We start from the raw sequence: 26,446 nt of genomic DNA, 5'->3' as shown, positions 1-26,446 counted from the left end.
CACACGATGCAGGAGTGAAGTGTCTTGGTCAGTGCCACCGCGGATCCGGCTTTGCCGGGCCGGTGGTGGCGCCCCCTGGGGGGAGGCGGCCATAGGCCGCTTCGGGGGGCTTACAACTCATAGTCGTTCACATGGCCTTCCATGGCCTTGGCGATAAGGACGCGGTCCAGTCGGCTGGAGAGTAGCTCGGCAAAGGTGTAGACAAAGTTACGCAGGTAGGCGCTGCGTTTGAAGGCCACGCGGGTGATGTTTTGGCCAAACAGGTAGCCTGCGGGGCGCACCACCAGGCCACCCTTGGAGTCGTTTTTCTCCATGTCTTCCACCACGTCGGTGACTGCCATTTCGGCGGCAATGCCAATGCCCAGGCCCAGGCGCACATAGGTCTTGATCACGTCGGAGTCGATGGCTTCCAGCGAGATGCGGGGCTCCAGCTTGCGTGCGGCGAAAGCCTGGTCAATTTTGGTGCGGCCGGTGAAGGACGGGTGGTAAGTGATCAGCGGCTCGGCGGCCACTTCTTCCAGCGTTACGCGTTCTTTCTGGGCCAGCGGGTGGTCGGTGGGCAGCACCAGCACGTGCTGCCATTCGTAGCAAGGCAGGGTCACCAGTTCGGAGTAGTTGGCCAGCGATTCGGTGGCAATGCCAATTTCCGCCACGTCGTCGATCAGCATGCGGGCTACCTGGTCGGGTGCGCCTTGGTGCAGGCTCACGTTGACCTTGGGGAACGCGGTGCGCAGCTGGGCCACTTTTTCGGGCAGCACGTAACGCGCCTGGGTGTGGGTGGTGGCAATGGAGAGCGTGCCGCTGTCCTGCGAGCTGTATTGCTCGCCAATGCGCTTGAGGTTGTTCACCTCACGCAGGATCAGCTCAATGCTCTTGAGCACATGCTGGCCAGGCTCGGTGATGCGCTTGAGGCGTTTTCCGTGGCGGGCGAAGATGTCGATGCCCAACTCTTCTTCCAGCTCGATGATGGCTTTGGACACGCCGGGCTGCGAGGTGTGCAGCGCCTTGGCGGCTTCGGTCAGGTTGAGGTTGCGGCGGGCGGCCTCTTGTACGAAGCGGAATTGGTGTAAGTTCATATCAAATTTCACCTAAAGATGAGATTTATTATGCACCAAAAGATCTATCGTTAAGCGCTGTCCAGGGCGATCTGCGCCAGCAATTGCACCATGCGTGGGTCTTCACCCACGGCGTCCTGCAGCAGGATGGGAATCAGGTGGTACTGCACGCGCAGGTCGTGCACCAGGGCCGGCAGGTCTTCGCGCGCATGGCGGCCCACACCCAAGAACATGGGCACGATGCGGACGGCACGCGCACCCTGGGCCACCAAATCGGCCACAGCGGTGGCAAGGTCTGGGGTGCTCAACTCCAGGTAGGCGCAAGCAACCAGGGTGTCGGGCGAGGACTGGCGAATCTGCGCCGCCACGGCCTCGATAGGGCGATGCCAGAGCGGGTCGCGCGAACCGTGGGCAAACAGCACCACGCCGGTGGGATGGGGAAGGCTCATCGTCGTAGTACCAGCCAAGAGAAGGCGGTGAGGGAAATCACCGAATAAATAAGCCCCGGCAGCGCTGCGGTAAACCAGGGCTGCCAGCCCTGCAGGTTGCCCAGGTCGTTCATCACGTTGTTGAGCAGCACAAAACTGATGCCGGCCATGACGCCGCCAAAGGTGTAGCTGGCAATGCCGCCGGAGCGGAAGTGCAGGTAGGCAAAGGGCAGGGCCAGTACCACCATCACCAGGCAGCTCATGGGGTAGAACACTTTTTTCCAGAATTGGATCTCGTACTTTTGCGCCGACTGGCCGTTGGCATTGAGGTGGCGCATGTACTGAAACAGGTCGATGGTGCCCATGCGCTCCGGGCGCAGCACGGCGGCCGAGACCATTTCGGCACTTACCTTGGTGGGCCAGCGAAAACTCTCGAACTGGGCCCTGTCAGCACGGGGTGTGGCGCTTTCGGGGGCGGTGAATTCGGTGCGCTCCACGTCCTGCAGCAACCAGGATTCGTCTTCGCCAAACTGCCCGGTTTTGCCTTGGGTCAGGGACACCAGGTAACCCTGGTTGTCAAACTCGAAGATACGCACGTCTTCCATGCTCGCGTCGGATGCCAGGGAACCCACGTTGACGGCGTAGTGGCCATAGGCCTGTTTTTCCTTGAGCCAGGCCCCGGTTTTGCCCACCGATATGCTGCCCTGGAAACGCGACTTGAGCAGCTGTGCCGTTTTGTCGGCCAGGGGCGCCACATAGTCGCCCACCGCAAAGGTGAAGAGCACAAAACCAAGGCCCAGCGCCATTAGCGTGCGCAGGGCCCGCCAGGGCCCCAAGCCACTGGTGCGCAGAATGGTGAACTCCGAGCTGCGCGCCAGGCGCGCCATCACAAAAATGGTGCCAATCAGCACCGTGATGGGAAACAGCTCGTAGACGTGGCTGGGAATCATCAGCGCCACATAAATCAGGGCTTGCGGGATCTGGTACCCCACGGCCTTGATCTTGCCCACGGCCTGCAGCTCTTCCACCACATCAAAGAAGAAGAACAGGGCGATAAAACCCAGCGTGACCAGGAACACGGCCACGATCACCTCGCCATAGAGCAAACGCCGCAGGGTCTTCATGCGTGTTCTCCTGGTGCGGTGGTGCGGCGTCTGCGCAAGCGGGGCGCCCAGTTGTGGTGGCGTTTGGTCAGCCACAGCAGGCCCAACACCAAGGCACCACCGTGCAGCGCGAGCAAAAAGCTTCCAAAACCAACTTGACCCGACGCGATCCAGCTTTTGCCCAGCACCAGCAGGTTGAAGTAGACAACAAAGGTCAGGAACGCAAACCCCAAATTGCCTGCACGCCCAGCGCGTGGGTTGACCCCGGCGGAGGCCAGACCGATCACGATGAAGTTCATGGCGGCAAATGTCAGCCCCACGCGCCAAGCCAGCTCGGCCAGGTGCAAGGGGGTGGGCGTTTGCACCAGCTCCAGCGTGGTTTTGGCGTGGGTGGGGGCGTAGTCGCGTGCGGACTGGTCATCGACACCCACGCGCGCGCCGTAGCGTTCAAACACACTCACGGTCATATCGGCCTTGCCGGGTGTTCGCTCCAGGCGTTGGCCATGGTCCAGCACCAAAAACTTGTCGTCGCCCATCACCTCAACCCGGCCGGTGCGGGCCGACGTGATGGTTTCCTTGCCCTGCTCCTGGGTAGCGATAAAAACGTTGTTGCCGGTTTGCTGGCCGCGCGCGTCTTTCTCGATAAAAAACACGCGGTCGCCATTGGCTGATTCTTGGAACTGGCCAGGCTCGATGCGGGCGATGTCGCCACGTTTGTCGTATTTGTAGCGCAGGTCTTCAATGCGGCCAAAGGCCCATGGCAGGATCAGGAAAGCCAGCGCCAGGATCAGCACCAGAATGGGCCAGGCAAATCGAAACAGGGGTTTGAGCAGCGACGCCAGCCCCCGGCCACTGCCAAACCAGATCACCATCTCACTGTCCTGGTACATACGGGTCAGCACGCTGAGCACGGCGATGAACAAGCTCATGGACAGGATGGTGGGCATGTCGGAGAGCACGGTGTAACCCATGATGATCATCACATCGGCGGGGTTGAAGGTGCCACGCGACGCCTCTCCCAGGGTGCGGATCAGGGTCATGGTCATGACCACGGTGACCAGCACCACCAAGGTGGCACCGAAACTGCGTGCCAACTCTTTGCGGATGGAGGAATGGAATAACATTGCGACGAAAGAAAGCACGAATTATGAACTTTGAACTCAAGCCTTTGACCCTGGTGGGCCTTGCGAATGAAAAATGCGATGTCCTAGTACTGCTGGTGCAGCAGGATTTCAAGCCGGGCAAGGACGAGTTGTCCCTGCTGGTGGCGCAAACGGTGAAGGCGGGCGACCTGGGCGCCAAACCCGGCCAACTGGTGCCGTTGTACCGTGCATCCCAGGCCAATGCCCCGCGTTTGTTATTGGCGGGAGTCGGGGAGGGCAAGGCCAAGCAGGTGCGTGCCGCCGTATCTGCCGCATTGGGTTCGGTTAAAGCGTCTTTGGGCAAAAAAGTGGTGCTGGCCTTTGCCTCCCCGGCCCAGGAGGACGCCGTGCGCGCAGCCGTACTGGCCGCTGCAGACGCCACCTACAGTTACACCCACACCAAGAGCAAGCCCGAGCCGCGCACCTTGCAAAAATGCCTGGTGGTCGCCAGCAACGCGGCCGAAGTGTCGGCCAGCTTTGACCGGGCCGTAGGGACGGTGCTGGGCATTGAGCTGGCCAAAGAGTGGGCCAACCGCCCGGCCAACTTTGCCACGCCGACGCTGCTGGGGCAGGCAGCGCAGGCCTTGGCCAAGCTGCCCAAGGTGTCGTGCGAAATATTGGGCCCCAAAGAAGTGGCCAAACTGGGCATGGGCTCCTTCATGGCCGTGGCGCAGGGTTCGGACGAACCCTTGCGTTTCATTGTTTTGCGTTATGACGGCGCGGCCAAAACCAAGGCTCCAACCGTGCTGGTGGGCAAGGGCATCACCTTCGACAGCGGTGGCATTTCCATCAAACCTGCCCCTGAGATGGATGAAATGAAGTTCGACATGTGTGGTGCCGCCAGCGTGCTGGGTGTGTTCCGCGCCTTGGCCCAGCTCAAGCCCGCCATCAATGTGGTGGGCCTTATTCCCTCTTGCGAAAACCTGATCAACGGCCGGGCGGTCAAGCCAGGCGACGTGGTGACCAGCATGAGCGGCCAAACCATCGAGATCCTGAACACAGACGCCGAAGGCCGGCTGGTGTTGTGTGATGCCCTGAGTTATGCCGAACGCTTCAAGCCCACCGCGGTGGTCGACATCGCCACGCTCACGGGGGCCTGTGTGGTGGCCTTGGGGGGCGTGCGCAGCGGTTTGTTTGCAACCGACGATGCGTTGGGGGATGCCCTGCTGGCGGCTGGTGAACGCAGTGCAGACCTGGCCTGGCGGTTGCCGTTGGACGAAGATTACGCCGATGGGCTGAAGACGAATTTTGCCGATGTGGCCAACGTGGCCGGCCGTGCGGGTGGGGCCATTACCGCCGCCAAGTTCCTGCAGCGCTTTACCAGCAAATACCCCTGGGCCCACTTGGACATCGCCGGTACGGCCTGGAAAAGTGGTGCCGCCAAAGGAGCGACCGGCCGACCCGTGGGCTTGCTGGTGGAGTACCTGATGGCCCAGGTGGGGACCAAGTGACGGAAGTCGCGTTTCATTTCGGGGCGCCCAACAAGCTGGAGTACGCCGGGCGCCTGCTGCGCAAAGCCGTGGGGCAGGGCGCACGCCTGGTGGTGTTTGGTTCGCACGACCTGGTGCGCCGCCTGGATGCCCATTTGTGGGCCCTGTCACCGACCGAATTTCTGGTGCACTGTGTGGATGGGGATCCGTCCACGCCGCGCAGTCCGGTGGTGCTGGCCAGTGCCTTGCACCCAGGTTTGTCGGCTGATAGTGTGTTGCTGAACCTGTCGGACGCTGTGCCCGACGGCTTTGCCCACTTTGGTCGGGTGATCGAAGTGGTGAGCCATGACGAAGAAGACCGGCTGGCCGCCCGGGGCCGCTGGAAACAATACGCCCAACAGGGCATTACGATCCAGAAGCACGACCTCAACCTCAAAGGAGCCGCGTGATGCGTACCTCCAAACCGACGCCGCGGTTTTTACCTACCTTGACCGAGGTGGTGCTTCCGCCGAATCCGCCGGAGCCCCCACCGCAAGCCAGCATCGACACCGACGCCATGGTTGCTAAGGTGATGCAAGCGGTATCGCCCCATATTGAGAGCCAATTGCGTGAACTGGTCAGTGACTTGGTGCAAGAGCAGCTGCGCGAGTTGGCGCCCCGCATCCAGCACGATCTGGAGCAGATGGTGCGTGCCGCCGTGGAAGGTGCTGTGGCTGAAATGCCGGAGCCGCCACCTCGCTAGGCTTGCGCTCGCGGGCCTGTGTGCTCACATTTTTTAACCTCTTGCGTGCATTCCCCTAGGTCGGTGGCCCCAAAACTGCGCTATTGTCTTGGGCGCTGAACATCACGTTCACACATTCATTGTTTTTTCCATCCTGGGAGTTTTTATGCAATTCAAAGTGAAAAGTACTTTGACGGTATTGGCTGCGGCGGCCTTGTTGGTTGCTTGCGGTAAAAAAGAAGAAGCGGCTCCTGCAGCCCCAGCGGCTGCGCCCGCAGCAGCCCCCGCGGCTGACGCCGGTGCAGTGGTCAAGATCGGCCACGTCGGCCCCACCAGTGGCGCCATCGCCCACCTGGGCAAAGACAACGAAAACGGTGCCCGTCTGGCCATCGAAGAACTAAACGCCGCTGGCGTGATGATCGACGGCAAAAAAGTGACCCTGGAACTGATCGCCGAAGACGACGCAGCCGACCCCAAGCAAGGCACTGCCGTGGCGCAAAAGCTGGTGGACTCCAAAGTCGCTGGCGTGATCGGTCACCTGAACTCCGGTACCACCATCCCCGCCTCCAAGATTTACAGCGACGCGGGCATTCCTCAAGTCTCTCCTTCCGCCACCAACCCCAAGTACACCCGCCAAGGTTTTAAGACCACCTTCCGCGTGGTGGCTGACGACACCCAACTGGGTGGCACTCTCGGCAAATACGCAGTGGGCACCCTCAAGGGCAAGTCCATTGCCGTGATCGATGACCGTACCGCGTACGGCCAAGGCGTGGCAGAAGAGTTTGCCAAGGCCGTGGAAGCTGCTGGCGGCAAAGTTGTGGCCAAGGAATTCACCACCGACAAAGCCACCGACTTCAACTCCATCCTGACCACCATCAAGGGCAAAAAGCCTGACGTCGTGTTCTTCGGCGGTATGGACGCTGTGGCTGGCCCCATGTTGAAGCAAATGAAATCTTTGGGCATCAAGGCCAAGTTCATGGGCGGCGACGGCATCTGCTCCTCCGAGCTGGTAAAGCTGGGCGGTGACGCGATTGCCGACGACCAAGTGTTCTGTGCTGAAGCCGGTGGTGTGGAAGGTGAAGCCAAGGCTGGCATGGAAGAGTTCAAGACCAAGTTCAAGGCCAAGTTCAACGCCGACGTGCAGGTCTACGCTCCCTACGTGTACGACTCCGTCAAGCTGATGGTGGCGGCCATGGTCAAGGCCAATTCTTCGGACCCCGCCAAGTACCTGCCTGAGCTGGCCAAGACGGACTACAAGGGTGTGACCGGTCCTATCATGTTTGACGAGAAGGGCGACATCAAGAATGGCGCGTTGACTCTGAAGACCGTGCGTGCTGGCAAGCTGGAAACTTTGGCCGTCATTCGCTAAATCCGCGGCATGCGGCGCGTGGACGCGCTGCAAATCAGAAGGGCGCCTCACGGCGCCCTTCTTTTTTATGCAGTTTACGGTGCACGAGCCTAAACAAGCCCAAAAGACAGGCTAGAATACGAGGCTCTGGAGCGGTGGATGAGCGGTTTAAGTCACACGCCTGGAAAGCGTGCGTGGGGTTAAACCCACCGCGGGTTCGAATCCCGCCTGCTCCGCCAGAACCAAGTCCAACCAGTCTTTTCCAGGCTGGTTGGCAAAAAACCCCGCAGCATTTTGTGCTGCGGGGTTTTTTATTGCCCCTTGACGCCGGGGCCGCGTTTTATTTGCTGGTTTGCACCATTTTCATGGCCGTCGCAATCAGCGTTGACACTTCACTCATATTGCCGGGAATGATCAGGGTGGTCGTCGCGTCAGCCGCGACTTTGCCGTAGGCGTCCACGGCACGTTCTGCTACCTTCAGCTGCACCGCTTGCTCACCACCAGGTTGCCGAATCGCTGCAGCAATGCGTTCAATGGCTGCCGCAGTGGCGTCGGCCACGGCCGTGATGGACGCCGCTTCACCCTGTGCGCTGTTGATAGCGGCCTGTTTTTCACCTTCAGAGCGGGCGATAAACGCTTCGCGCTCGCCGGTGGCGATGTTGATTTGTTCTTGGCGGCGGCCTTCCGAGGCAGCAATCAAGGCACGTTTTTCGCGCTCGGCCGTGATCTGGGCCTGCATGGCGTGCAAAATTTCCTTCGGGGGCGTCAGGTCCTTGATTTCGTAACGCAACACCTTCACACCCCAGTTCAGTGCGGCCTCGTCAATGGCAGCCACCACCTGGGCGTTGATGATGTCACGCTCCTCGAAAGTCTTGTCCAGTTCAAGCTTGCCGATCACCGAGCGCAGCGAGGTTTGGGCGAGTTGCGAAATAGCGATGATGTAGTTGCTGGAGCCGTAACTGGCGCGCATGGCGTCGGTGACCTGGAAGTACAAAATGCCATCGACTTGCAGCTGGGTGTTGTCTTTGGTGATGCAGACTTGGCTGGCAATGTCGAGCGGGATTTCTTTCAGCACGTGTTTGTAGGCCACGCGGTCGATAAAAGGCACCAGAAAGTTCAGACCCGGTGTCAGCGTGCCGTGGTATTTGCCCAGACGTTCAATCACCCAGGCGTGCTGCTGCGGCACCACTTTGACCGAGCGGGTGATGAAAATGACGGCGATGACCAAGAGAACAATTGCGATTTCCATAAGGATTCCTGTTTAAGCTTTATCTACCAAAAGACGGTTGCCCACCATCTCCGCCACGCGGTGCGCGCCAGGGGAGGGGTTGATTCCTGCGCGGTGCATGGCGGTCCATTGCGCGCCGCGGTAGTGGACGCTGGCGGTGCCATCGGCATTCCAGGTGCTGACCTGCACGGTTTCACCAATGTCCAGATTCACATTCGGGTTGGCTTGGGCTGGTGGTTCTGTGCGGCCTGCGGCCCGTTTGAGGTGCCAGGCCACCACCGCACCGCCCCCCACCAGGGAGGCCAGCACCAGCTGGACGGTCAGGCTGGCACCTAGATGGGCAGCCAGGGCGGCTGCGACTGCCCCCAAGCCCAGCATCAGCAGGTAAAACGTACCGGTCAGTAGCTCGGCGACCACGATGGCGCCAGTGACCAGCCACCAGAGGGTGGGTTCCGACATGTGTGAGGCCTCCTTTGTATTGATGACGCCACATTGTGGGCCAAATGCGTGACGGCGCCACGACGTTGTCGCCAGAAGTCCTTACACTTCGCGCCTGTTTAGTATTTTTAGCCCGCCCGTTGGAGCCATTCGATGAAGTTTCGCTTTCCCATCATCATCATTGACGAAGATTTCCGATCGGAAAACACGTCAGGTCTGGGCATCCGCGCCCTGGCCCAGGCCATCGAAACGGAAGGCTTTGAGGTGCTTGGCGTCACCAGCTACGGCGACCTGAGCCAGTTTGCCCAACAGCAGTCGCGCGCCAGTGCTTTCATCCTGTCCATCGACGACGAAGAATTCACCCCCGGCCCGGACCTGGACCCCGCGGTGCTGAACCTGCGCCATTTCATTGAAGAAGTGCGTCGCAAGAACCTGGATGTGCCTATCTATGTGTACGGCGAGACCAAGACCAGCCGCCACATTCCCAACGATATCCTGCGCGAGCTGCATGGTTTCATCCACATGTTTGAGGACACGCCCGAGTTCGTGGCGCGCCACATCATCCGCGAGGCCAAGGGCTATCTGGAGGGCGTGCAGCCACCGTTCTTCAAGGCACTGCTGGACTACGCCGAAGACGGCTCCTACAGCTGGCATTGCCCCGGTCACTCCGGCGGCGTGGCATTCTTGAAGAGCCCCGTGGGTCAGATGTACCACCAGTTTTACGGCGAAAACATGCTGCGCGCTGACGTGTGCAACGCGGTGGAAGAGCTGGGCCAACTGCTGGACCACAACGGCGCCATTGGTGCGTCCGAGCGCAATGCAGCGCGCATTTTCAATGCCGACCACTGCTTCTTTGTGACCAACGGCACGTCTACGAGCAACAAGATGGTCTGGCACCACACCGTGGCGCCGGGCGACGTGGTGATCGTGGATCGCAACTGCCACAAGTCCAACCTGCACGCCATCATCATGACCGGGGCCATCCCCGTGTTCTTGAAACCCACACGCAACCACTTCGGCATCATCGGCCCCATCCCGCAGAGCGAGTTTGAGCCCGCCACGATCCAGGCCAAGATCAAGGCCAACCCGCTGCTCAAGGGCGTGAACCCCAAGACGGTGAAGCCGCGCATCCTGACGCTGACGCAAAGCACCTACGACGGCGTGCTCTACAACACCGAGACCATCAAGAGCATGCTCGATGGTTATGTGGAGAACATCCACTTTGACGAGGCCTGGTTGCCGCATGCGGCGTTTCATCCGTTCTACGGCACCTACCACGCCATGGGCAAGAACCGCGCGCGCCCCAAGGAGGCCGTGGTCTACAGCACCCAGTCCATCCACAAGCTGCTGGCCGGTATCAGCCAGGCCAGCCATGTGCTGGTGCAGGACTCGCAGACCGTAAAGCTGGACAAGCATTTGTTCAACGAGGCCTACCTGATGCACACCAGCACCAGCCCGCAGTACAGCATTATTGCCAGCTGCGACGTGGCCGCCGCGATGATGGAGCCACCCGGTGGCACCGCGCTGGTGGAAGAAAGCATTGCCGAGGCGCTGGACTTCCGCCGCGCCATGCGCAAGGTGGACGAAGAGTACGGTGACGACTGGTGGTTCAAGGTCTGGGGACCGGACAAGCTGGCCGACGAAGGCATCGGCAAGGCGGCGGACTGGATCATCAAGGGCGAGAGCAAGAGCGCCAAGGCGAACTGGCACGGCTTCGGCAAGCTGGCCAGCGGCTTCAACATGCTGGACCCCATCAAGTCCACCATCGTGACGCCTGGCCTGGACCTGAACGGCAAGTTCGCCAAGACCGGCATTCCCGCGTCCATCGTGACCAAGTTCCTGTCCGAACACGGCGTGGTGGTGGAGAAGACCGGCCTGTACAGCTTCTTCATCATGTTCACCATTGGCATCACCAAGGGCCGTTGGAACAGCATGTTGACCGCGCTGCAGCAGTTCAAGGACGACTACGCCAAGAACCAGCCCATGTGGCGTGTGCTGCCCGAGTTTGTGCAAAAGTACCCACGCTACGAGAAGATGGGCCTGGCCGACCTGTGCCAGCATATCCACCAGCTGTACGCCAAGTTCGACATCGCCCGCCTGACGACCGAGGTCTACCTGAGCGACCTGACCCCGGCCATGAAGCCCAGCGATGCCTACGCCCACATTGCCCTGCGCAAAACCGAGCGTGTAGAGATCGACCACTTGGAAGGCCGCGTGTCGGTGGGCATGGTCACACCGTACCCTCCCGGCATTCCCTTGCTGATTCCGGGCGAAGTGTTCAACAAGAAAGTGGTGGATTACCTGAAGTTCTCACGCGAGTTCAACGCGCAGTGCCCCGGTTTTGAGACCGACGTGCACGGCCTGGTGAGCGAGGTGGGTGAGGACGGCAAGGTGCGCTATTACGCCGACTGTGTGAAGGCTTAAGCCCACACCGTGCCGGCTCTAGCCGGCAGAAATAAAAATAGCGCCAGTGCGATCTGCACTGGCGCTATTCTTTTGGGAGCTGCTCGCGCAATATCTGAGCGGGCTAGAGGCCTATTTGGCTTTAAAATCTCAGGCCAGGTCAGTGGTCACGCCCATGGTCTGACTATAGCCGCCATCCACATAGGTGATCTCGGCGGTCACGCCACCAGCCAGGTCGCTCAGCAGGAACGCAGCCACATTGCCCACGTCTTCGATCGTCACGTTGCGGCGGATGGGGGATGCATCGGCCACGGTGTGCAGCAGCTTGCTGAAGTCCTTGATACCGCTGGCGGCCAGGGTCTTGATGGGGCCGGCGCTGATGCCATTCACACGAATTCCCTTGGGGCCTACGGCTTCCGCCAAGTAACGCACGCTGGCTTCCAGGCTGGCCTTGGCCAGGCCCATGGTGTTGTAGTTGGGGATGATGCGCTCGGCGCCCAGGTAGGTCAGGGTCAGCAGCGCGGCCTTGTCGTTCAAGAAGGGCAGGGCGGCCTTGGCCATAGCGGGGAAGCTGTAGGCGCTGATGTCATGCGCAATCTTGAAGTTCTCGCGCGTCAGTCCGTCCAGGAAGTTGCCGGCAATGGCTTCACGCGGAGCAAAGCCAATGCTGTGCACAAAGCCGTCGAACGTGGGCCAGTGTGTGGACAGGTCCTTGAACAGTTGCTCGATTTGTTCGTCGTTGCCCACGTCGCAGTCAAAGATCAGCTTGGAATCAAAGTCCGCAGCAAACTCGGTGATGCGGTCCTTGAAGCGTTCACCCACGTAGCTGAAGGCGAGCTCGGCACCCTGCGCCTTGCAGGCCTTGGCGATGCCGTACGCAATGGAGCGGTTCGACAACACACCCGTGATCAACAACTTCTTGCCAGCTAAAAAGCCCATAGTGTCCTCATGAAAAATGCTTGGTCTAGTGCAGAATTGTCGCATGCGAATTTTGGCGGGCTGGTTGTTGGCGTTGGGCAGTGTGTGGACCTCGGGTGCGTGGGCGGCGCACGGCTATGCGCTGTGGGGCGACCTTAAGTACCCGGCCGGCTTTGCGCAGTTCGAATACGCCAATGGCAGCGCGCCCAAAGGCGGTGAGCTGCGCCTGGTGAGTAACCTGCGCGTCTCCACCTTCGACAAGTACAACCCCTTCACCATCAAGGGCACGGCACCGGCCTACTTGAGCGGGCTGATGTTCGACACGCTGCTGGTCGGCTCGCTGGACGAAACCGCTGCGGGTTATGGCCTGCTAGCTGAAGACATCAGCGTGGCGGCTGACGGCCTCAGCGCGACCTTCCGTTTGCGCAAGGAGGCCCGCTTTCACAACGGCGACCCGGTGTTGGCGCGCGATGTGAAGCACAGCTATGACACGCTCATTGGCCCTTTCACCTCGCCGGCCTACAAGAGCCTGCTGGACGACGTGGCGGGCGTGGACGTGCTGGACGCCACTACGGTGCGCTACCGCTTCAAGAAACCCAACCGCGAGCTGCCGCTGACCGTGGGCGGCCTCCCGGTGTTCAGCCACCGCTGGGGCGAGGAGGGTGGCAAGGCCAAACTCTTCGACCAGGTGGTGATGGACATTCCGATTGGCAGCGGACCCTACAAGATCGGCCCGGTGGTGTTTGGCAAGGACATCACCTATATGCGCGATGCCAGCTACTGGGCGCGCGACCTCAATGTGAAGCGCGGCAGCGCCAACTTTGATCGCATCGTTGTCAAGATCTACAAGGACAGCACGGCGCGGCTGGAGGCGCTGAAGGCGGGCGAGTTCGACCTTATGCGCTTTTTCTCTGCGGGGGACTGGGCGCGCCGCGTCAACGGCCGCAAGTTCGACAGTGGCGAACTCGTCAAGGCCGAATTCAAACATCGCTTGCCCACGGGTTTCCAGAGCTATGTGCTCAACACCCGGCGTGACAAGTTGAAAGACGTGCGTGTGCGTCAGGCGCTGGGCTTGGCCATCGACTACGAATGGATGAACCGCCAGATGTTTTACGGCGCCTACCAGCGTGTGCAAGACCTGTTTGGCAACGCCGACTGCCAGGCCATCGGCGAACCCTCGGCCGAAGAACTGGCACTGTTGGCACCCTGGCGCGCTCAGGTGCCTGCCGCCGTGTTTGGCCCTATGGCTGTGCCGCCGCGCACGGATGGCAACAGCACGCTGCGCGACAACCTGCGCCAGGCGCAAAAGCTGCTGAAGGACGCGGGCTGGGAATACCGCGACGGCGCGCTGCGCAACGCCAAGGGCGAGGCGTTTGAGCTGGAATACCTGGATAGCGCAGAGACTGGTGTGCGCACGGTGGCGCCCTGGGTGCGCAACCTGGAGAAGATCGGCGTCAAGCTCAACTTCCGCCCCGTGGACTTTGCGCTCTACCAGCAGCGTCTGCAGAAGTTTGAATTCGACATCACCTCCATTGCCTACGCCGGCACCCACAACCCCGGCCAGGAATATGCGGACCTGTTTGGCAGCAAGGCGGCGGACACCGAAGACTCAGGCAACTTCAGCGGCATCAAGAACCCGGCGGTAGACGCCCTGGTGGCCGGCATCACCGGCGCCAAGCGCAAGCAGGACCTGGTGCCCGCCTGTCGCGCGCTGGACCGCGTCATCATGCACAGCCACATCCTGGTTCCGCAATGGTCGGCCGGCACCCACCGGCTGGCCTACAACGCCTGGCGCCTGGACAAGCCTGCGCAAATGCCGCCGTACGCCCAGGGCGAGGGCTGGGCGATTGATCTGTGGTGGGCAAAGCCATGATGCCCCCACGCTCCGCCGCTGCGCGGGTCGCTGCCCCCCAAGGGGGCCCTCGCGCCTTGGGGCGGCCCGGCGGCGCTCGCCCGTCTCCATAATCGCCGCATGTTTCTCTATTCCCTCAAACGCTTGGCCCTCATGCTGCCCACGCTGCTGGGCGTGCTGCTGCTGACCTTTGTGGTGATCCAGTTTGTGCCCGGTGGCCCGGTGGAGCAGTACCTGGCCGAGGCCAAGGCTGGCGCCGGCACGGGGGCCGATGGCGGTGGGCTGAGCTACCGCGGCGCCCAGGGAGTGGACCCCAAACGCATTGAACAGGCCAAGGCACTATATGGCTTTGACAAGCCTGCGCCCGAACGCTTCTGGCAAATGCTGGTGCAGTTCGCCAAATTTGACCTGGGCAAGAGCTTCTTCCACAACAAGGATGTGTCGGCACTGGTGTGGGAGAAGCTACCCGTGTCCATGAGCCTGGGGCTGTGGACCTTTTTCATCAGCTACCTGATCGCCGTGCCGCTGGGTGTTGCCAAGGCCGTGCGGGCAGGCTCGCGGTTTGACTTGATCACCTCGTTGCTGGTGCTGGTGGGTTACGCGATTCCGGGCTTTGTGCTGGGCGTGGCGCTGCTGGTCATTTTTGGCGGGCAGCTGCAGTGGTTCCCGCTTCGCGGGCTCACCTCTTCCAATTGGGAAACCCTGTCCTGGGGCGCCCGCATCACCGATTACCTCTGGCACATCACGCTGCCGGTCACGGCCATGGTGCTGGGCAGCTTTGCCGTCACCGCCATGCTGACCAAAAATGCGTTTCTGGAAGAGATCCGCAAGCAGTATGTGGTGACCGCACGCGCCAAGGGCCTGTCGGAAGGGCAAGTGCTGTGGAAACATGTGTTCCGCAATGCGCTGATCCCCATCATCACGGGCTTTCCGGCCGCCTTTGTCGGCGCGTTTTTCACCGGCGCCTTGCTCATAGAAACCCAGTTCTCGCTGGACGGCATGGGCCTGCTGAGTTACGAGAGCGTGATCCGCCGCGACTACCCCGTGGTCATGGGCACGCTGTACCTGTTCACGCTGATCGGCCTGGTCACCAAGCTGATTTCTGACCTTTGCTATGCCTGGGTGGACCCCCGTGTTACTTTTGACTAAGCCCCCGAAGCAGCCTCTGGCTGCCTCCCCCCTCAGGGGGGCAGTGCCTGTGGACCGGCGGAGCCGGTTCCACGGCATTTTGTGTTTGCGTCATTTCTGTCGTGGCGCGTGTGTTTCTGATGTTTGGGGGCGTAAGTGAGTTCTGTGTCCTTGTCTCCCTCGCGTCGCGCCTGGCTGCGCTTTCGGCGCAACCGCCTGGGCTTTGTCAGCCTGGTTGTTTTTTGTGCGCTGGTGCTCATCAGTCTGGCCGCCGAGCTGGTGTCCAATGACCGGCCGCTGGTGGTGGTCTACCAGGGCCAGACCTACTGGCCCATGGTGCGCGACTACCCGGAGACCACCTTTGGTGGCGACTTCGCCACGCCCACCGACTACCTGGACCCCTTCATCCAGCAGCGGCTGGCCGAGGCCGGCAACTGGGCGCTGTTTGCGCCCAACCCCTACGGTGTCAAAACGCTGAATTACTTTGCCCCCGCACCCAACCCGGCGCCGCCCAGCCGCGCCAACTGGTTCGGCACAGACGACCGCGGGCGCGACCTGCTGGCCCAGCTGATCTACGGCTTCCGCGTGAGCGTGCTGTTTGCGCTGGCGCTGACCTTCACCGGCGTGGTGCTGGGCGTGATCACCGGGGCTATCCAGGGCTTCTTTGGCGGCAAGACCGATCTAGCCTTCCAGCGTTTCATCGAGGTCTGGGGCGCCATGCCCGAGCTGTACCTGCTCATCATCTTCAGTGCCGTGTTTGCGCCCAGCATAACGCTGCTGCTGGTGCTGCTGAGCCTGTTCGGCTGGATGGGCCTGTCCGACTACGTGCGGGCCGAGTTCCTGCGCAACCGCCAGCTCGACTACGTGCGCGCTGCCCGCGCGCTGGGTGTGTCCAATTGGAAGATCATCACGCGCCATGTGCTGCCCAACAGCTTGACGCCGGTGGTCACCTTTTTGCCATTCCGCATGAGCGGCGCCATCTTGGCGCTCACTTCGCTGGATTTTTTGGGTCTGGGCGTGCCGCCGGGCACGCCGTCGCTGGGCGAATTGCTCTCGCAGGGCAAAAACAATATTGATGCCTGGTGGATATCACTTTCCACCTTTGGCGTGCTGGTCGTCACCTTGTTGCTGCTCACCATGATGGGTGATGCCCTGCGCGATGCGCTGGACCCTCGAAAGCAGGACACATGAGCGTCGCAACACCTCTGTTGGATGTGCGCGGCCTGCGCGTGGCTTTTGAGGGCCGCGAGGTGGTGCACGGCGTGGATTTTGTGATTCAGCCCGGCGAAAAGCTGGCGCTGGTGGGGGAGTCGGGGTCGGGGAAAACCGTCACGGCGCTCAGCCTGCTGGGCTTGGCCCAGGGTGCCCAGGTACAGGGTAACGCCCGTTTTGGCCAGGCCGAGCCGGTCAATCTGCTGGGCCTGCCCGAGCGCCAGCTGCGTGCCATCCGGGGGCAAGACATCGCCATGATCTTTCAGGAGCCCATGACGGCCCTGAACCCGGTGCTGACCATTGGCGAGCAGATTGCCGAGATATTGCAGCTAAAACAGGGCCTGGCCCCCGCAGAGTCTGCGCGAGCAGCTATTGAATTGATAGCGGATACGGGTATTGCTGAGCCCACACGGCGCTTCAAGGCCTATCCGCACCAGCTATCGGGCGGCCAGCGCCAGCGCGCCATGATCGCCATGGCGCTGGCCTGCAAGCCCAAGTTGCTATTAGCCGACGAGCCCACCACGGCGCTGGACGTGACGGTGCGCCGTCAGATTCTGGATTTGCTGGAGCAGTTGCAGCAAAAGTACGGCATGGCCGTGCTGCTGATCACCCACGACCTGAACCTGGTGCGGCAGTTTGCCGACCATGTGGCGGTGATGGAGGCGGGCCATATCGTGGAACACGGCACTGTGGCCCAGGTGTTTGCCCAGCCACAGCACGCCTATACCCACCGCTTGCTCGACAGCCGCCCCAGCCGCCACGTGCCGCCAGCCCTGCCGGATGCCGAGGTGCTGTTGCAGGGCGATGGTCTGCGTGTGGGCTACCCGGTGCCGCTGGGTGGGGTGAAGGGCTGGTTCCGTTCGGATGAGTTTGTGGCGGTGCAAGGCGCTGACTTTGCCGTGCCCGCCGGCCAGACGCTGGGCGTGGTGGGCGAATCGGGTTCCGGCAAGTCCACCTTGGCGCTGGCCGCCTTGGGGCTGCAACGCTTTTCCGGCAGTTTGTCGGTGCTGGGGCATAGTTGGGGGCAGGGCGCTGCCGCAGACCAAGCCTTGCGCAAGGGTTTGCAGGTGGTGTTCCAGGACCCGTTTTCGTCCCTGTCGCCGCGGCTGACGGTGGAAGAAATCGTGGGCGAGGGCCTGCTGGTGCACGCACCGCACCTGGACACCGCCGCGCGCCGCACCCAGGTGGTGCAGGCGCTGGAGGCCGTAGGGCTGACCGATACGCAGTTTCCCGGCCTGCTGGAGCGCTATCCGCACCAGTTTTCCGGCGGTCAGCGCCAGCGCTTGGCCATTGCCCGCGCGCTCATCGTGCAGCCCCGGGTGCTGGTGCTGGACGAGCCCACCAGTGCGCTGGATGTGACCATGGCCCAACAGATCCTGCAGCTGCTGCAGCGCCTGCAGGCCGAGCGCGGGCTGGCCTACCTGTTGATCACCCACGATGTGGCCGTGGTCCGGGCCATGGCGCACCATGTGGTGGTCATGCAAGCGGGTGAAATTGTCGAAAATGGCACTGTGGAACAAGTGCTGGACACGCCCCAGCATGCGTACACCCGCACACTGCTGGCGGCAGCCGAATAATTCCTTACGGATCAAGGGTCTTCCCGCAGCTTTGTGGGTATAATCCAAAGCTCACGACCAAACGGGCGGGTAACTACCGCCCGTTTTTTTTGGTCGATTGTTTTTCACTCACGCATTCAGGCAGGCTTTACAGACGTGGCATTACAGGAAATCGTTGAACAAACCGTAGCAGGACTGGGATATGACCTGGTGGAGATTGAACGCTCCGCCGGAGGCTTGCTGCGCATCACCATCGATTTGCCATGGACCGCGCCCGTGGAAGGGCAAGTTTCTGTAGAGCAGTTTGTCAACGTGGAAGACTGCGAAAAAGTGACACGACAGTTGCAGTTCGCATTGGAAGTGGACGGCGCGGAATACAAGCGGCTGGAGGTGTCCTCGCCCGGTATTGACCGCCCGTTGCGGCACACACAGGATTTTGAGCGTTTTGCGGGCCAGATCATTGACATCACCCTCAAGGCGCCCATGGGGGCAGCGGCCAATGGCCAGGTCAATGCCAACCGCAAGAAATTTCGCGGCACGCTGGAGCGTGTGGTGGCAGCCGATGGCACCGTGGGCTGGCAAATCGTCTGGAGCGATGCGCCCGAGCCTAAGCCCGGCCAGAAGGTCAGCAAAAAACGTGTGCCCCCGCCGCTGCAGGCGCTGGGTTTCACGTTTGACGAGCTGCGCGACGCGCGGCTGGCACCGATTGTGAGTTTCAAGGGCCGCGGCAACGCCGGTTCTGCGGAGTAAGCCGCACGGCTGGGGTTCCAGCCGGCGTGTCCCCCAAAGTTTGTTTGTATTGATAAGAGTGTTCAGGAGAGTCATGGCATGAATCGCGAACTGTTAATGCTGGTGGAAGCAATTTCCCGAGAAAAAAACGTGGAACGTGACGTGGTGTTGGGCGCTGTGGAAGCAGCCCTGGCCCAAGCCACCAAAAAGCTGTACCCCGGCGAAGTGGATATCCGCGTTGCGCTGGACCGTGACAGCGGCAACTACGAAACCTTCCGCCGCTGGCATGTGGTCCCCGATGAGGCCGGCCTGCAACTGCCTGACCAGGAAATTCTGCTGTTCGAAGCCAAGGAACAAATCCCTGACATCGAAGTGGACGAGTACATCGAAGAGTCCGTGGCCTCGGTGCCTATCGGCCGTATCGGTGCCATGGCTGCCAAACAGGTCATCCTGCAAAAGATCCGTGACGCTGAGCGTGAAATGCTGCTCAACGACTTCATGTCGCGTGGCGAAAAGATCTTTGTCGGTACCGTCAAGCGCCTGGACAAGGGCGACATCATTGTGGAGAGCGGCCGTGTTGAAGGTCGTCTGCGCCGCAGCGAAATGATCCCCAAGGAAAACTTGCGTACCGGTGACCGTGTGCGCGCCATGATCATGGAAGTGGACCTGACCCTGCGTGGCGCGCCCATCCTGCTGTCGCGCTCTGCGCCCGAGTTCATGATTGAGCTGTTCCGCCAGGAAGTGCCCGAAATCGAACAAGGCCTGCTGGAGATCAAATCCTGCGCCCGTGACGCCGGTTCGCGCGCCAAGATTGCCGTGCTGTCGCATGACAAGCGCGTCGACCCCATCGGCACCTGCGTGGGCGTGCGTGGCACCCGTGTCAACGGCGTGACCAACGAACTCGCTGGCGAGCGCGTGGACATTGTGTTGTGGTCTGAGGACCCTGCCCAGTTCGTGATTGGCGCTTTGGCCCCGGCCAACGTGTCTTCCATCGTGGTGGACGAAGAGCGCCACGCCATGGATGTGGTGGTGGACGAGGAAAACCTGGCCATCGCCATTGGCCGCGGCGGCCAGAACGTGCGCCTGGCGTCCGAACTGACCGGCTGGAAGATCAACATCATGGATGCTGCAGAAAGCGCCCAGAAGTTGGCCAGCGAGACCGATTCCGGCCGCAAGCTGTTCATGGAAAAACTCGATGTGGACGAAGAAATCGCCGACATCCTGATTGCAGAGGGATTCACCAGCCTGGAAGAAGTGGCCTACGTGCCATTGCAGGAAATGCTGGAAATCGAAAGCTTTGACGAAGACACGGTGCACGAGTTGCGCAACCGCGCCAAAGATGCCCTGTTGACCATGGAAATTGCCCATGAAGAAAGCGTCGAAGAAGTTTCGCAAGACCTGCGTGACCTTGAAGGCCTGACCCCCGAGCTGATCGGCAAACTGGCAGATGGCGGTGTGCACACCCGCGATGAACTGGCCGACCTTGCCGTTGACGAACTTACAGATATCACTGGCCAGTCCGCGGACGAAGCCAAGGCCATGATCATGAAGGCGCGCGAACATTGGTTTACCAATGACGCCGCTTCTCAAGAGTAACGGTCATGAAAGGTTACACAAAATATGTCCAGTACGACCGTTGCCGAGTTTGCCAATGAACTCAAAAAATCTACCGATACCCTGCTTGAACAATTGAAATCGGCGGGCGTCGCCAAGGCTTCGGCCTCCGACGTCCTGACCGACACCGATAAGCACAGTTTGTTGAATTTCCTGCAAAACAGCCATGGCACTGCCAGCCTGGAACGCAAAAAAATCACGCTGGTGAAAAAGCAGACCACCGAAATCAAGCAGGCCGATGCCACCGGCAAGGCGCGCACCATCCAGGTGGAAGTGCGCAAGAAACGTACGTTTGTGCGCCGCGATGATGGTGTGGATGTGCCTGCCGAAGCGCACGAATTGGAATCCGAAACACCGGAATCCACTGCGCCCGCGATTGACCACGCTGAACTCACCCGCCGCGAGGAAGAAGCACGCCGTCAGGCCGAGCTGATTCGTCGCCAGGAAGAGGATTTGGCAGAAAAACGCCGTGTGCGTGAGGATGCGGAAAAGCGTGAACGCGAAGCCGAAGAACGTGCCGCCAGCTATGCCGCCGCCGAAGCCCTGAAGAAAAGCCAAGTCAGCGCCAACGAGGCGGAAGCCTCGGATGAAATGGCCCAAGCCGCTGCGGCACGTGCTGCCGCACAAGTCGAAGCCCGCGAAACCGCTGCTGCTGAGTCCAAGGCGCGCGCAGACGAGGAGTCTGCACGTGCTGTGGACTTGGGCGACCGCCGCCGCAAGGCGGAAGCCGAGGCTGCAGCCATTCGCATGATGATGTCTGCGCCACAAAAAGTGCTGGTGGCCAAGAAGCCAGAAGAAGTTAAGCCCGCCGCGGTTGGCGTCAAAGGCACGCTGCACAAGCCGGCCGTTGGCTCTGCGGTTGCCAAGCCCGCCAAACCGGCGGTTGGCGCCCCTGCAGGCAATGCCGGCGCAGGTGCTGGCAAAGAGGTCAAGTCCGCCAAGCTGTCCAGCAGCTGGGCTGGTGACCCCGCCAAGAAGAAAGAACTCAAGACCCGTGGTGACACCGGTGCTGGTGCTGGACGCTCCAGCAACTGGCGCAGTGGTCCGCGTGGCCGTCGTGGCAATGACCGTGACCGTGATGACCAGCACAGCCAGACCGCTCAGGTGGAAGTGCGCGTCATCGAAGTGCACGTGCCGGAAACCATCACCGTGGCCGAATTGGCCCACAAGATGGCGATCAAGGCGTCTGAGGTCATCAAGGCGCTGATGAAGATGGGCCAGATGGTCACCATCAACCAGCCGCTGGACCAGGACACCGCCATGATCGTGGTGGAAGAAATGGGCCACAAGGCCGTCGTGGCTGCGCTGGACGACCCCGAAGCATTCACTGACGATGATGTGGCGCAACAGGACGTTGAATCCTTGCCACGTGCGCCTGTGGTGACGGTCATGGGTCACGTCGACCACGGCAAGACCTCGCTGTTGGATTACATCCGCCGCGCCAAGGTGGCGGCCGGTGAAGCCGGTGGCATTACCCAGCACATTGGTGCATACCACGTGGAAACACCGCGCGGTATGGTGTCCTTCCTGGATACACCCGGTCACGAGGCGTTTACCGCCATGCGTGCCCGTGGTGCCCAGGCGACCGACATCGTGATTCTGGTGGTGGCAGCCGACGACGGCGTGATGCCACAAACCAAGGAAGCCATCAAACACGCCAAGGCGGCTGGGGTTCCTATCGTGGTGGCGATCACCAAGTCCGACAAGCCCGATGCCAACCCTGAGCGCGTGAAGCAGGAACTGGTGGTCGAAGAAGTCGTGCCTGAAGAATACGGCGGTGATTCTCCGTTTGTGCCTGTGTCCTCCAAGACCGGCATGGGCATCGACACCCTGCTCGAACAAGTGCTGTTGCAAGCCGAAGTGCTGGAACTCCGCGCGCCGGTGGAAGCCATGGCCAAGGGCCTGGTCATCGAAGCCAAGCTGGACAAGGGCCGCGGCCCCGTGGCAACGGTGCTGGTGCAGTCTGGTACCTTGAAGGCTGGCGACGTGGTGCTGGCAGGCCAGACCTATGGCCGCGTGCGTGCCATGCTGGACGAAAACGGTCAGAAGATCGAATCCGCAGGTCCCTCCATCCCGGTGGAAATCCAGGGTCTGACCGAAGTGCCGCAAGCCGGTGACGAATTCATGGTGATGTCGGACGAGCGCCGTGTCCGTGAAATCGCCACCTACCGTGCTGGCAAGTTCCGCAATACCAAGCTGGCCAAGCAACAAGCCGCCAAGCTGGAGAACATGTTCTCCGACATTGGTGCAGGCGACGTCAAGATGCTGCCCATCATCGTCAAGGCCGACGTACAAGGTTCGCAGGAAGCGCTGGCCCAGTCGTTGCTCAAGCTCTCGACCGACGAGGTCAAGGTGCAGATGGTCTACTCCGCCGTGGGTGGTATCAGCGAGTCTGATATCAACCTGGCGATTGCCTCCAAGGCCATCGTCATCGGCTTCAACACCCGCGCAGACGCTGGTGCACGCAAGCTGGCCGAAGGCAACGGCGTGGACATCCGTTACTACAACATCATTTATGACGCTGTAGACGAGTTGAAAGCGGCGATGTCTGGCATGTTGGCGCCTGAGAAGCGCGAAGAGATCATTGGTATGGCCGAGATCCGCACCGTGTTCGTGGCGTCCAAGATTGGTACGGTCGCAGGTTGTATGGTCACCGCTGGTTTTGTCAATCGCAACGCGCATTTCCGCTTGTTGCGCGAGAACGTGGTGATTTACACCGGCGAGCTGGACTCCCTGAAGCGTATGAAGGACGATGTGCGCGAAGTCAAGGAAGGCTTCGAGTGCGGTATCAAGCTCAAGAACTACAACGACATCAAGGAAGGTGATCAGCTGGAGTTCTTCGAGGTGAAAGAAATCGCCCGTACCCTGTAAGCGAGAGACATCGAGTGCGCAAAAAATCGTCAACACCCAACCGCAGCTTTCAGGTGGCCGACCAGATCCAACGGGATCTGGCCGAGCTGATCGCGCGCGAGCTCAAGGACCCACGGGTGGGCATGATCACCATTCAGGGCGTGGAAGTCACGCCCGACTATGCCCATGCCAAGGTGTTTTTCAGCCTGTTGGTGGGTGATCCAGTGAGTACCGGGGAAGGCCTGAACCAGGCGGCGGGTTTCTTGCGCGCCGGCCTGTTCAAGCGCCTGCACATCCACACGGTGCCCACGCTGCACTTCATCTTTGACCAGACCACTGAACGTGCGGCTGACATGAACGCGCTGATTGCGCGGGCCGTGTCGTCGCGCGCGAAAGAGGACTAAGACCATGAACGCGCCACGTGCACGGGTTGCCAGGCGCCCCGTGCATGGGGTGCTGTTACTGGATAAGCCCATCGGGCTTTCCAGCAACCAGGCCTTGCAGAAAGCCAAATGGCTGCTGCGGGCGGAGAAAGCGGGCCACACCGGCACGCTGGATCCGCTGGCCACCGGTGTGTTGCCGCTGTGTTTTGGCGCAGCGACCAAGTTCAGCCAGATGCACCTGGATGCTGACAAGGCCTATGAAACCGTGGTGCGTTTGGGTATCAAAACCACCACCGCAGATGCGGAAGGTGATGTGCTCAGCGAGCGGCCGGTGTCGGTGACGCCCGAGCAACTGGACGCCGTGGTGCAGCAGTTCACCGGGCCCATTGCCCAGGTGCCGCCCATGCACAGCGCGTTGAAGAAAGACGGCAAGGCCTTGTACGAGTACGCCAGGGCTGGGATTGAAGTAGAGCGCGCTGCACGCCATGTGACGATTTATGCACTAAAAGTGCTTGAAAGTCGCATAGGTACTGCGCAGCCAGCTATCAAAATGGTAGTGGATTGCAGCAAGGGGACTTACATCCGCACGCTGGGCGAGGATATCGGCGAGGCCCTGGGCTGTGGCGCCCACCTCAGCGCGCTGCGCCGGGTGCGCACCGGCGGGTTTAGCGAAGGCCAGTGCATCACGCTGGAAGCGCTGGAGGCGATGAGCGAGACCGAGCGGCTGGCTTGCCTGCTGCCGGTGGATGCGCTGCTGCCAGAGCATGTGCTTGTCACACTGGACAGCGAGAATGCGGCACGGTTTTTGAGTGGAATGCGCAGACGTGGCCCTTGGCCCGATGCGGACCACGTGGCGGTGTATGCGGCAAGCCCCCGGGCTTTGCTGGGCACGGCACGTGTGGTGGCGGGTGAGTTGATTCCCGTGCGGCTGTTAAGTCCGCTGGAGATCAGCGAATCCCAGGCCCAGCAAGGGGCCATGGAACAGAGTTTGAAGCAAGTTAATGAAACCTTGGCCCCTGGGGCGTAAGCAGAAAGTGAACCATGAGTAAACAAATCCGTAACATCGCCATCATCGCCCACGTCGATCATGGCAAGACCACCATGGTCGACCAGCTGCTGCGCCAGTCTGGCACCTTTGCCGAGCACGAAAAAGTGGTCGACACGGTGATGGACAACAACGCGATTGAAAAAGAACGTGGCATCACGATTCTGGCCAAGAACTGCGCTGTGAGCTGGGAAGGCACCCACATCAACATCGTCGACACGCCCGGACACGCCGACTTCGGCGGCGAAGTGGAACGCGCTTTGTCCATGGTCGACGGTGTGGTGCTGCTGATCGACGCGCAAGAAGGCCCCATGCCCCAAACCCGCTTTGTGACCAAGAAGGCCTTGGCCCTGGGGCTGAAGCCGATTCTGGTGGTGAACAAGGTGGACAAGCCCGGTGCGCGTCCCCAGCACGTGGTGAACGCCGCTTTCGACCTGTTCGACAAGCTGGGCGCGACCGACGAGCAGCTGGACTTCCCCGTGGTGTACGCATCCGGTATCAACGGTTGGACCTCGCTCGAAGAGGGCGCGCCTGGTGAGCAGTGGGGCCCCGACATGTCGGCCCTGTTCAACACCGTGCTGAAACACGTGCCTTCGCAAAAGGGTGACCCCGCAGCACCGCTGCAACTGCAAATTTCCGCACTCGACTTCTCCACCTTCGTGGGCCGCATCGGCGTGGGCCGTATCAGCCAGGGCACCATCAAGCCCAACATGGACGTGGTGGTCATGGAAGGCCCAGACGGAAAATCCGTCAAAGGCCGTATCAACCAAGTGCTGACTTTCCAGGGTCTGGACCGCGTGCAGGCACTCGAAGCCGGCCCCGGCGAAATCGTGCTGATCAACGGTATTGCCGACGTCGGTATCGGCGTGACGGTGACTGACCCGCTGAACCCCGCACCGCTGCCCATGCTCAAGGTGGACGAGCCCACGCTGACCATGAACTTCTGCGTGAACACCAGCCCCTTGGCCGGCCGCGAAGGCAAGTACGTGACCAGCCGCCAGATCTGGGACCGCCTGCAAAAGGAACTGCAACACAACGTGGCGTTGCGCGTCAACGAAACGGACGAAGAAGGTATCTTCGAGGTGCTGGGCCGTGGCGAACTGCACTTGACCATCCTGCTGGAAAACATGCGCCGCGAGGGCTATGAGATGGCCGTGTCCAAGCCCCGCGTGATGTTCCGTGAGATCAACGGCGAGAAGCACGAACCTATCGAACTGGTGACCGCTGACGTGGAAGAACAACACCAAGGCGGCGTGATGCAAGCCCTGGGCGAGCGCAAGGGTGAGCTGGTGAACATGGAACCAGACGGCCGTGGACGCGTGCGTTTGGAGTACCGCATTCCTGCGCGTGGCCTGATTGGTTTCTCCAACGAATTCCTGAACTTGACCCGCGGTTCCGGCCTGATCTCCAATATCTTTGACAGCTACGAGCCGCACAAGGGTGACATCGGTGGCCGCAAAAACGGCGTGCTGATCTCCATGGACGCCGGTGAAATCTTCACCTACGCCCTGGGCAAGCTGGACGACCGCGGCCGCATGTTTGTGAAGCCCAACGACCCTGTGTACGAAGGCATGATTGTGGGTATCCACAGCCGTGACAACGATCTGGTGGTGAACGCGACGCGTACCAAGCAGCTGACCAACTTCCGCGTATCTGGCAAGGAAGACGCGATCAAGATCACGCCACCGATTGAATGCACACTGGAATACGGTGTGGAATTCATCGAGGACGACGAACTGGTCGAGATCACGCCCAAGTCCATCCGTCTGCGCAAGCGCCACCTGTCTGAAAGCGACCGCAAGCGCGCGGGTCGCTCTTGATCGGCTAACCCCCGTGGCGGCTTTGCCGCCTTCACCCTGTTAA

General features: G+C 61.0%; 22 protein-coding genes and 1 tRNA gene. 16 read left to right on the top strand and 7 right to left on the bottom strand.

The window, feature by feature from the left end:
- Nucleotides 1-110: 110 nt before the first annotated feature.
- The 4 genes from C5F53_RS18240 to lptF are packed head-to-tail and all read right to left on the bottom strand — an operon-like array spanning nucleotide 111 to nucleotide 3,710.
- The gene (locus C5F53_RS18240; protein WP_105262830.1) at nucleotides 111-1,076 is read right to left on the bottom strand and encodes a CysB family HTH-type transcriptional regulator; all 966 of its coding nucleotides are present in this window, start codon (nucleotides 1,074-1,076) and stop codon (nucleotides 111-113) included.
- A 50-nt stretch (nucleotides 1,077-1,126) separates the two neighbouring features.
- Nucleotides 1,127-1,504, bottom strand: a complete 378-nt coding sequence (locus C5F53_RS18235) for a sirohydrochlorin chelatase (protein WP_105262829.1) — start codon at nucleotides 1,502-1,504, stop codon at nucleotides 1,127-1,129.
- On the bottom strand, nucleotides 1,501-2,607 hold the full coding sequence (gene lptG / locus C5F53_RS18230; protein WP_105262828.1) for an LPS export ABC transporter permease LptG: 1,107 nt from the start codon (nucleotides 2,605-2,607) through the stop codon (nucleotides 1,501-1,503). The genes C5F53_RS18235 and lptG overlap by 4 nt, the downstream gene beginning before the upstream one ends.
- Complete coding sequence (gene lptF / locus C5F53_RS18225; protein ID WP_105262827.1) at nucleotides 2,604-3,710, bottom strand: LPS export ABC transporter permease LptF; 1,107 nt, start codon at nucleotides 3,708-3,710, stop codon at nucleotides 2,604-2,606. The genes lptG and lptF overlap by 4 nt, the downstream gene beginning before the upstream one ends.
- A gap of 23 nt (nucleotides 3,711-3,733) precedes the next feature.
- On the opposite strand from lptF, the gene C5F53_RS18220 reads away from it, so the two are divergent.
- The 5 genes from C5F53_RS18220 to C5F53_RS18200 all read left to right on the top strand — a co-directional run bounded on the left by C5F53_RS18220 (nucleotide 3,734) and on the right by C5F53_RS18200 (nucleotide 7,466).
- On the top strand, nucleotides 3,734-5,179 hold the full coding sequence (locus C5F53_RS18220; RefSeq protein ID WP_105262826.1) for a leucyl aminopeptidase: 1,446 nt from the start codon (nucleotides 3,734-3,736) through the stop codon (nucleotides 5,177-5,179).
- A complete protein-coding gene (locus tag C5F53_RS18215) occupies nucleotides 5,176-5,607 on the top strand; it encodes a DNA polymerase III subunit chi (protein ID WP_105262825.1) in 432 nt (143 codons plus the stop codon). The genes C5F53_RS18220 and C5F53_RS18215 overlap by 4 nt, the downstream gene beginning before the upstream one ends.
- Nucleotides 5,607-5,900: a hypothetical protein gene (locus C5F53_RS18210; RefSeq protein WP_146097395.1), complete on the top strand. Its 294-nt coding sequence runs from the start codon at nucleotides 5,607-5,609 to the stop codon at nucleotides 5,898-5,900. Before C5F53_RS18215 ends, C5F53_RS18210 begins: the two co-directional genes overlap by 1 nt.
- Nucleotides 5,901-6,045: 145 nt before the next feature.
- On the top strand, nucleotides 6,046-7,248 hold the full coding sequence (locus C5F53_RS18205) for a branched-chain amino acid ABC transporter substrate-binding protein (protein WP_105262823.1): 1,203 nt from the start codon (nucleotides 6,046-6,048) through the stop codon (nucleotides 7,246-7,248).
- A gap of 128 nt (nucleotides 7,249-7,376) precedes the next feature.
- A tRNA-Ser gene (locus C5F53_RS18200) sits at nucleotides 7,377-7,466 on the top strand.
- Between the two features lie 101 nt (nucleotides 7,467-7,567).
- Here the strand turns inward: C5F53_RS18200 and C5F53_RS18195 are convergent.
- On the bottom strand, nucleotides 7,568-8,476 hold the full coding sequence (locus tag C5F53_RS18195; RefSeq protein WP_105262822.1) for an SPFH domain-containing protein: 909 nt from the start codon (nucleotides 8,474-8,476) through the stop codon (nucleotides 7,568-7,570).
- Nucleotides 8,477-8,488: 12 nt separating this feature from the next.
- Nucleotides 8,489-8,914, bottom strand: coding sequence for an NfeD family protein (locus C5F53_RS18190; protein WP_105262821.1), 426 nt, complete (start codon nucleotides 8,912-8,914; stop codon nucleotides 8,489-8,491).
- Nucleotides 8,915-9,046: 132 nt separating this feature from the next.
- Here C5F53_RS18190 and C5F53_RS18185 point away from each other — a divergent pair, with 132 nt between their 5' ends.
- Nucleotides 9,047-11,317: an arginine/lysine/ornithine decarboxylase gene (locus tag C5F53_RS18185; RefSeq protein ID WP_105262820.1), complete on the top strand. Its 2,271-nt coding sequence runs from the start codon at nucleotides 9,047-9,049 to the stop codon at nucleotides 11,315-11,317.
- A 129-nt stretch (nucleotides 11,318-11,446) separates the two neighbouring features.
- Here the strand turns inward: C5F53_RS18185 and fabI are convergent, their stop codons facing one another.
- Nucleotides 11,447-12,235 (bottom strand): enoyl-ACP reductase FabI, encoded by a 789-nt coding sequence (fabI, locus tag C5F53_RS18180; RefSeq protein WP_105262819.1) that lies wholly within the window; start codon nucleotides 12,233-12,235, stop codon nucleotides 11,447-11,449.
- A 43-nt stretch (nucleotides 12,236-12,278) separates the two neighbouring features.
- Here fabI and C5F53_RS18175 point away from each other — a divergent pair, with 43 nt between their 5' ends.
- From C5F53_RS18175 to typA, 10 genes are all read left to right on the top strand, one after another.
- Nucleotides 12,279-14,087 (top strand): extracellular solute-binding protein, encoded by a 1,809-nt coding sequence (locus C5F53_RS18175; RefSeq protein WP_201740893.1) that lies wholly within the window; start codon nucleotides 12,279-12,281, stop codon nucleotides 14,085-14,087.
- Nucleotides 14,088-14,186: 99 nt separating this feature from the next.
- Nucleotides 14,187-15,215, top strand: a complete 1,029-nt coding sequence (locus C5F53_RS18165; RefSeq protein ID WP_105262818.1) for an ABC transporter permease subunit — start codon at nucleotides 14,187-14,189, stop codon at nucleotides 15,213-15,215.
- Nucleotides 15,216-15,350: 135 nt separating this feature from the next.
- Nucleotides 15,351-16,385: an ABC transporter permease gene (locus C5F53_RS18160; protein WP_105262817.1), complete on the top strand. Its 1,035-nt coding sequence runs from the start codon at nucleotides 15,351-15,353 to the stop codon at nucleotides 16,383-16,385.
- Nucleotides 16,382-17,983, top strand: coding sequence for an ABC transporter ATP-binding protein (locus C5F53_RS18155; protein ID WP_105262816.1), 1,602 nt, complete (start codon nucleotides 16,382-16,384; stop codon nucleotides 17,981-17,983). The genes C5F53_RS18160 and C5F53_RS18155 overlap by 4 nt, the downstream gene beginning before the upstream one ends.
- A gap of 135 nt (nucleotides 17,984-18,118) precedes the next feature.
- Nucleotides 18,119-18,712 carry a ribosome maturation factor RimP gene (gene rimP / locus C5F53_RS18150; RefSeq protein WP_105262815.1) on the top strand — a complete coding sequence of 198 codons (594 nt, stop codon included), beginning with the start codon at nucleotides 18,119-18,121 and terminating at the stop codon, nucleotides 18,710-18,712.
- A gap of 78 nt (nucleotides 18,713-18,790) precedes the next feature.
- Nucleotides 18,791-20,287, top strand: coding sequence for a transcription termination factor NusA (nusA, locus tag C5F53_RS18145; protein ID WP_105262814.1), 1,497 nt, complete (start codon nucleotides 18,791-18,793; stop codon nucleotides 20,285-20,287).
- Between the two features lie 24 nt (nucleotides 20,288-20,311).
- Nucleotides 20,312-23,176: a translation initiation factor IF-2 gene (gene infB / locus C5F53_RS18140; RefSeq protein ID WP_105262813.1), complete on the top strand. Its 2,865-nt coding sequence runs from the start codon at nucleotides 20,312-20,314 to the stop codon at nucleotides 23,174-23,176.
- 14 nt (nucleotides 23,177-23,190) lie between these two features.
- Nucleotides 23,191-23,559, top strand: a complete 369-nt coding sequence (gene rbfA / locus C5F53_RS18135; RefSeq protein WP_105262812.1) for a 30S ribosome-binding factor RbfA — start codon at nucleotides 23,191-23,193, stop codon at nucleotides 23,557-23,559.
- Between the two features lie 4 nt (nucleotides 23,560-23,563).
- Nucleotides 23,564-24,565, top strand: coding sequence for a tRNA pseudouridine(55) synthase TruB (gene truB / locus C5F53_RS18130; RefSeq protein ID WP_105262811.1), 1,002 nt, complete (start codon nucleotides 23,564-23,566; stop codon nucleotides 24,563-24,565).
- A 14-nt stretch (nucleotides 24,566-24,579) separates the two neighbouring features.
- Nucleotides 24,580-26,403, top strand: a complete 1,824-nt coding sequence (gene typA, locus C5F53_RS18125) for a translational GTPase TypA (RefSeq protein ID WP_105262810.1) — start codon at nucleotides 24,580-24,582, stop codon at nucleotides 26,401-26,403.
- The last annotated feature ends 43 nt before the right edge of the window (nucleotides 26,404-26,446 follow it).

The organism is Rhodoferax sp. TS-BS-61-7, from assembly GCF_002943465.1.
Lineage (GTDB): Bacteria > Pseudomonadota > Gammaproteobacteria > Burkholderiales > Burkholderiaceae_C > Allorhodoferax.
Note: the sequence above shows the minus strand (reverse complement) of the source record. Positions and strands in the feature narration are given on the sequence as shown.

Coding starts and splice junctions, on each gene's coding strand:
- C5F53_RS18235 (WP_105262829.1), bottom strand. CDS start 1,504: ATGAGCCTTCCCCATCCCACCGGCGTGGTGCTGTTTGCCCACGGTTCG.
- C5F53_RS18190 (WP_105262821.1), bottom strand. CDS start 8,914: ATGTCGGAACCCACCCTCTGGTGGCTGGTCACTGGCGCCATCGTGGTC.
- nusA (WP_105262814.1), top strand. CDS start 18,791: ATGAATCGCGAACTGTTAATGCTGGTGGAAGCAATTTCCCGAGAAAAA.
- C5F53_RS18165 (WP_105262818.1), top strand. CDS start 14,187: ATGTTTCTCTATTCCCTCAAACGCTTGGCCCTCATGCTGCCCACGCTG.
- infB (WP_105262813.1), top strand. CDS start 20,312: ATGTCCAGTACGACCGTTGCCGAGTTTGCCAATGAACTCAAAAAATCT.
- C5F53_RS18210 (WP_146097395.1), top strand. CDS start 5,607: ATGCGTACCTCCAAACCGACGCCGCGGTTTTTACCTACCTTGACCGAG.
- truB (WP_105262811.1), top strand. CDS start 23,564: ATGAACGCGCCACGTGCACGGGTTGCCAGGCGCCCCGTGCATGGGGTG.
- C5F53_RS18185 (WP_105262820.1), top strand. CDS start 9,047: ATGAAGTTTCGCTTTCCCATCATCATCATTGACGAAGATTTCCGATCG.
- typA (WP_105262810.1), top strand. CDS start 24,580: ATGAGTAAACAAATCCGTAACATCGCCATCATCGCCCACGTCGATCAT.
- C5F53_RS18240 (WP_105262830.1), bottom strand. CDS start 1,076: ATGAACTTACACCAATTCCGCTTCGTACAAGAGGCCGCCCGCCGCAAC.
- C5F53_RS18220 (WP_105262826.1), top strand. CDS start 3,734: ATGAACTTTGAACTCAAGCCTTTGACCCTGGTGGGCCTTGCGAATGAA.
- lptF (WP_105262827.1), bottom strand. CDS start 3,710: ATGTTATTCCATTCCTCCATCCGCAAAGAGTTGGCACGCAGTTTCGGT.
- C5F53_RS18175 (WP_201740893.1), top strand. CDS start 12,279: ATGCGAATTTTGGCGGGCTGGTTGTTGGCGTTGGGCAGTGTGTGGACC.
- lptG (WP_105262828.1), bottom strand. CDS start 2,607: ATGAAGACCCTGCGGCGTTTGCTCTATGGCGAGGTGATCGTGGCCGTG.
- fabI (WP_105262819.1), bottom strand. CDS start 12,235: ATGGGCTTTTTAGCTGGCAAGAAGTTGTTGATCACGGGTGTGTTGTCG.
- C5F53_RS18205 (WP_105262823.1), top strand. CDS start 6,046: ATGCAATTCAAAGTGAAAAGTACTTTGACGGTATTGGCTGCGGCGGCC.
- C5F53_RS18155 (WP_105262816.1), top strand. CDS start 16,382: ATGAGCGTCGCAACACCTCTGTTGGATGTGCGCGGCCTGCGCGTGGCT.
- C5F53_RS18195 (WP_105262822.1), bottom strand. CDS start 8,476: ATGGAAATCGCAATTGTTCTCTTGGTCATCGCCGTCATTTTCATCACC.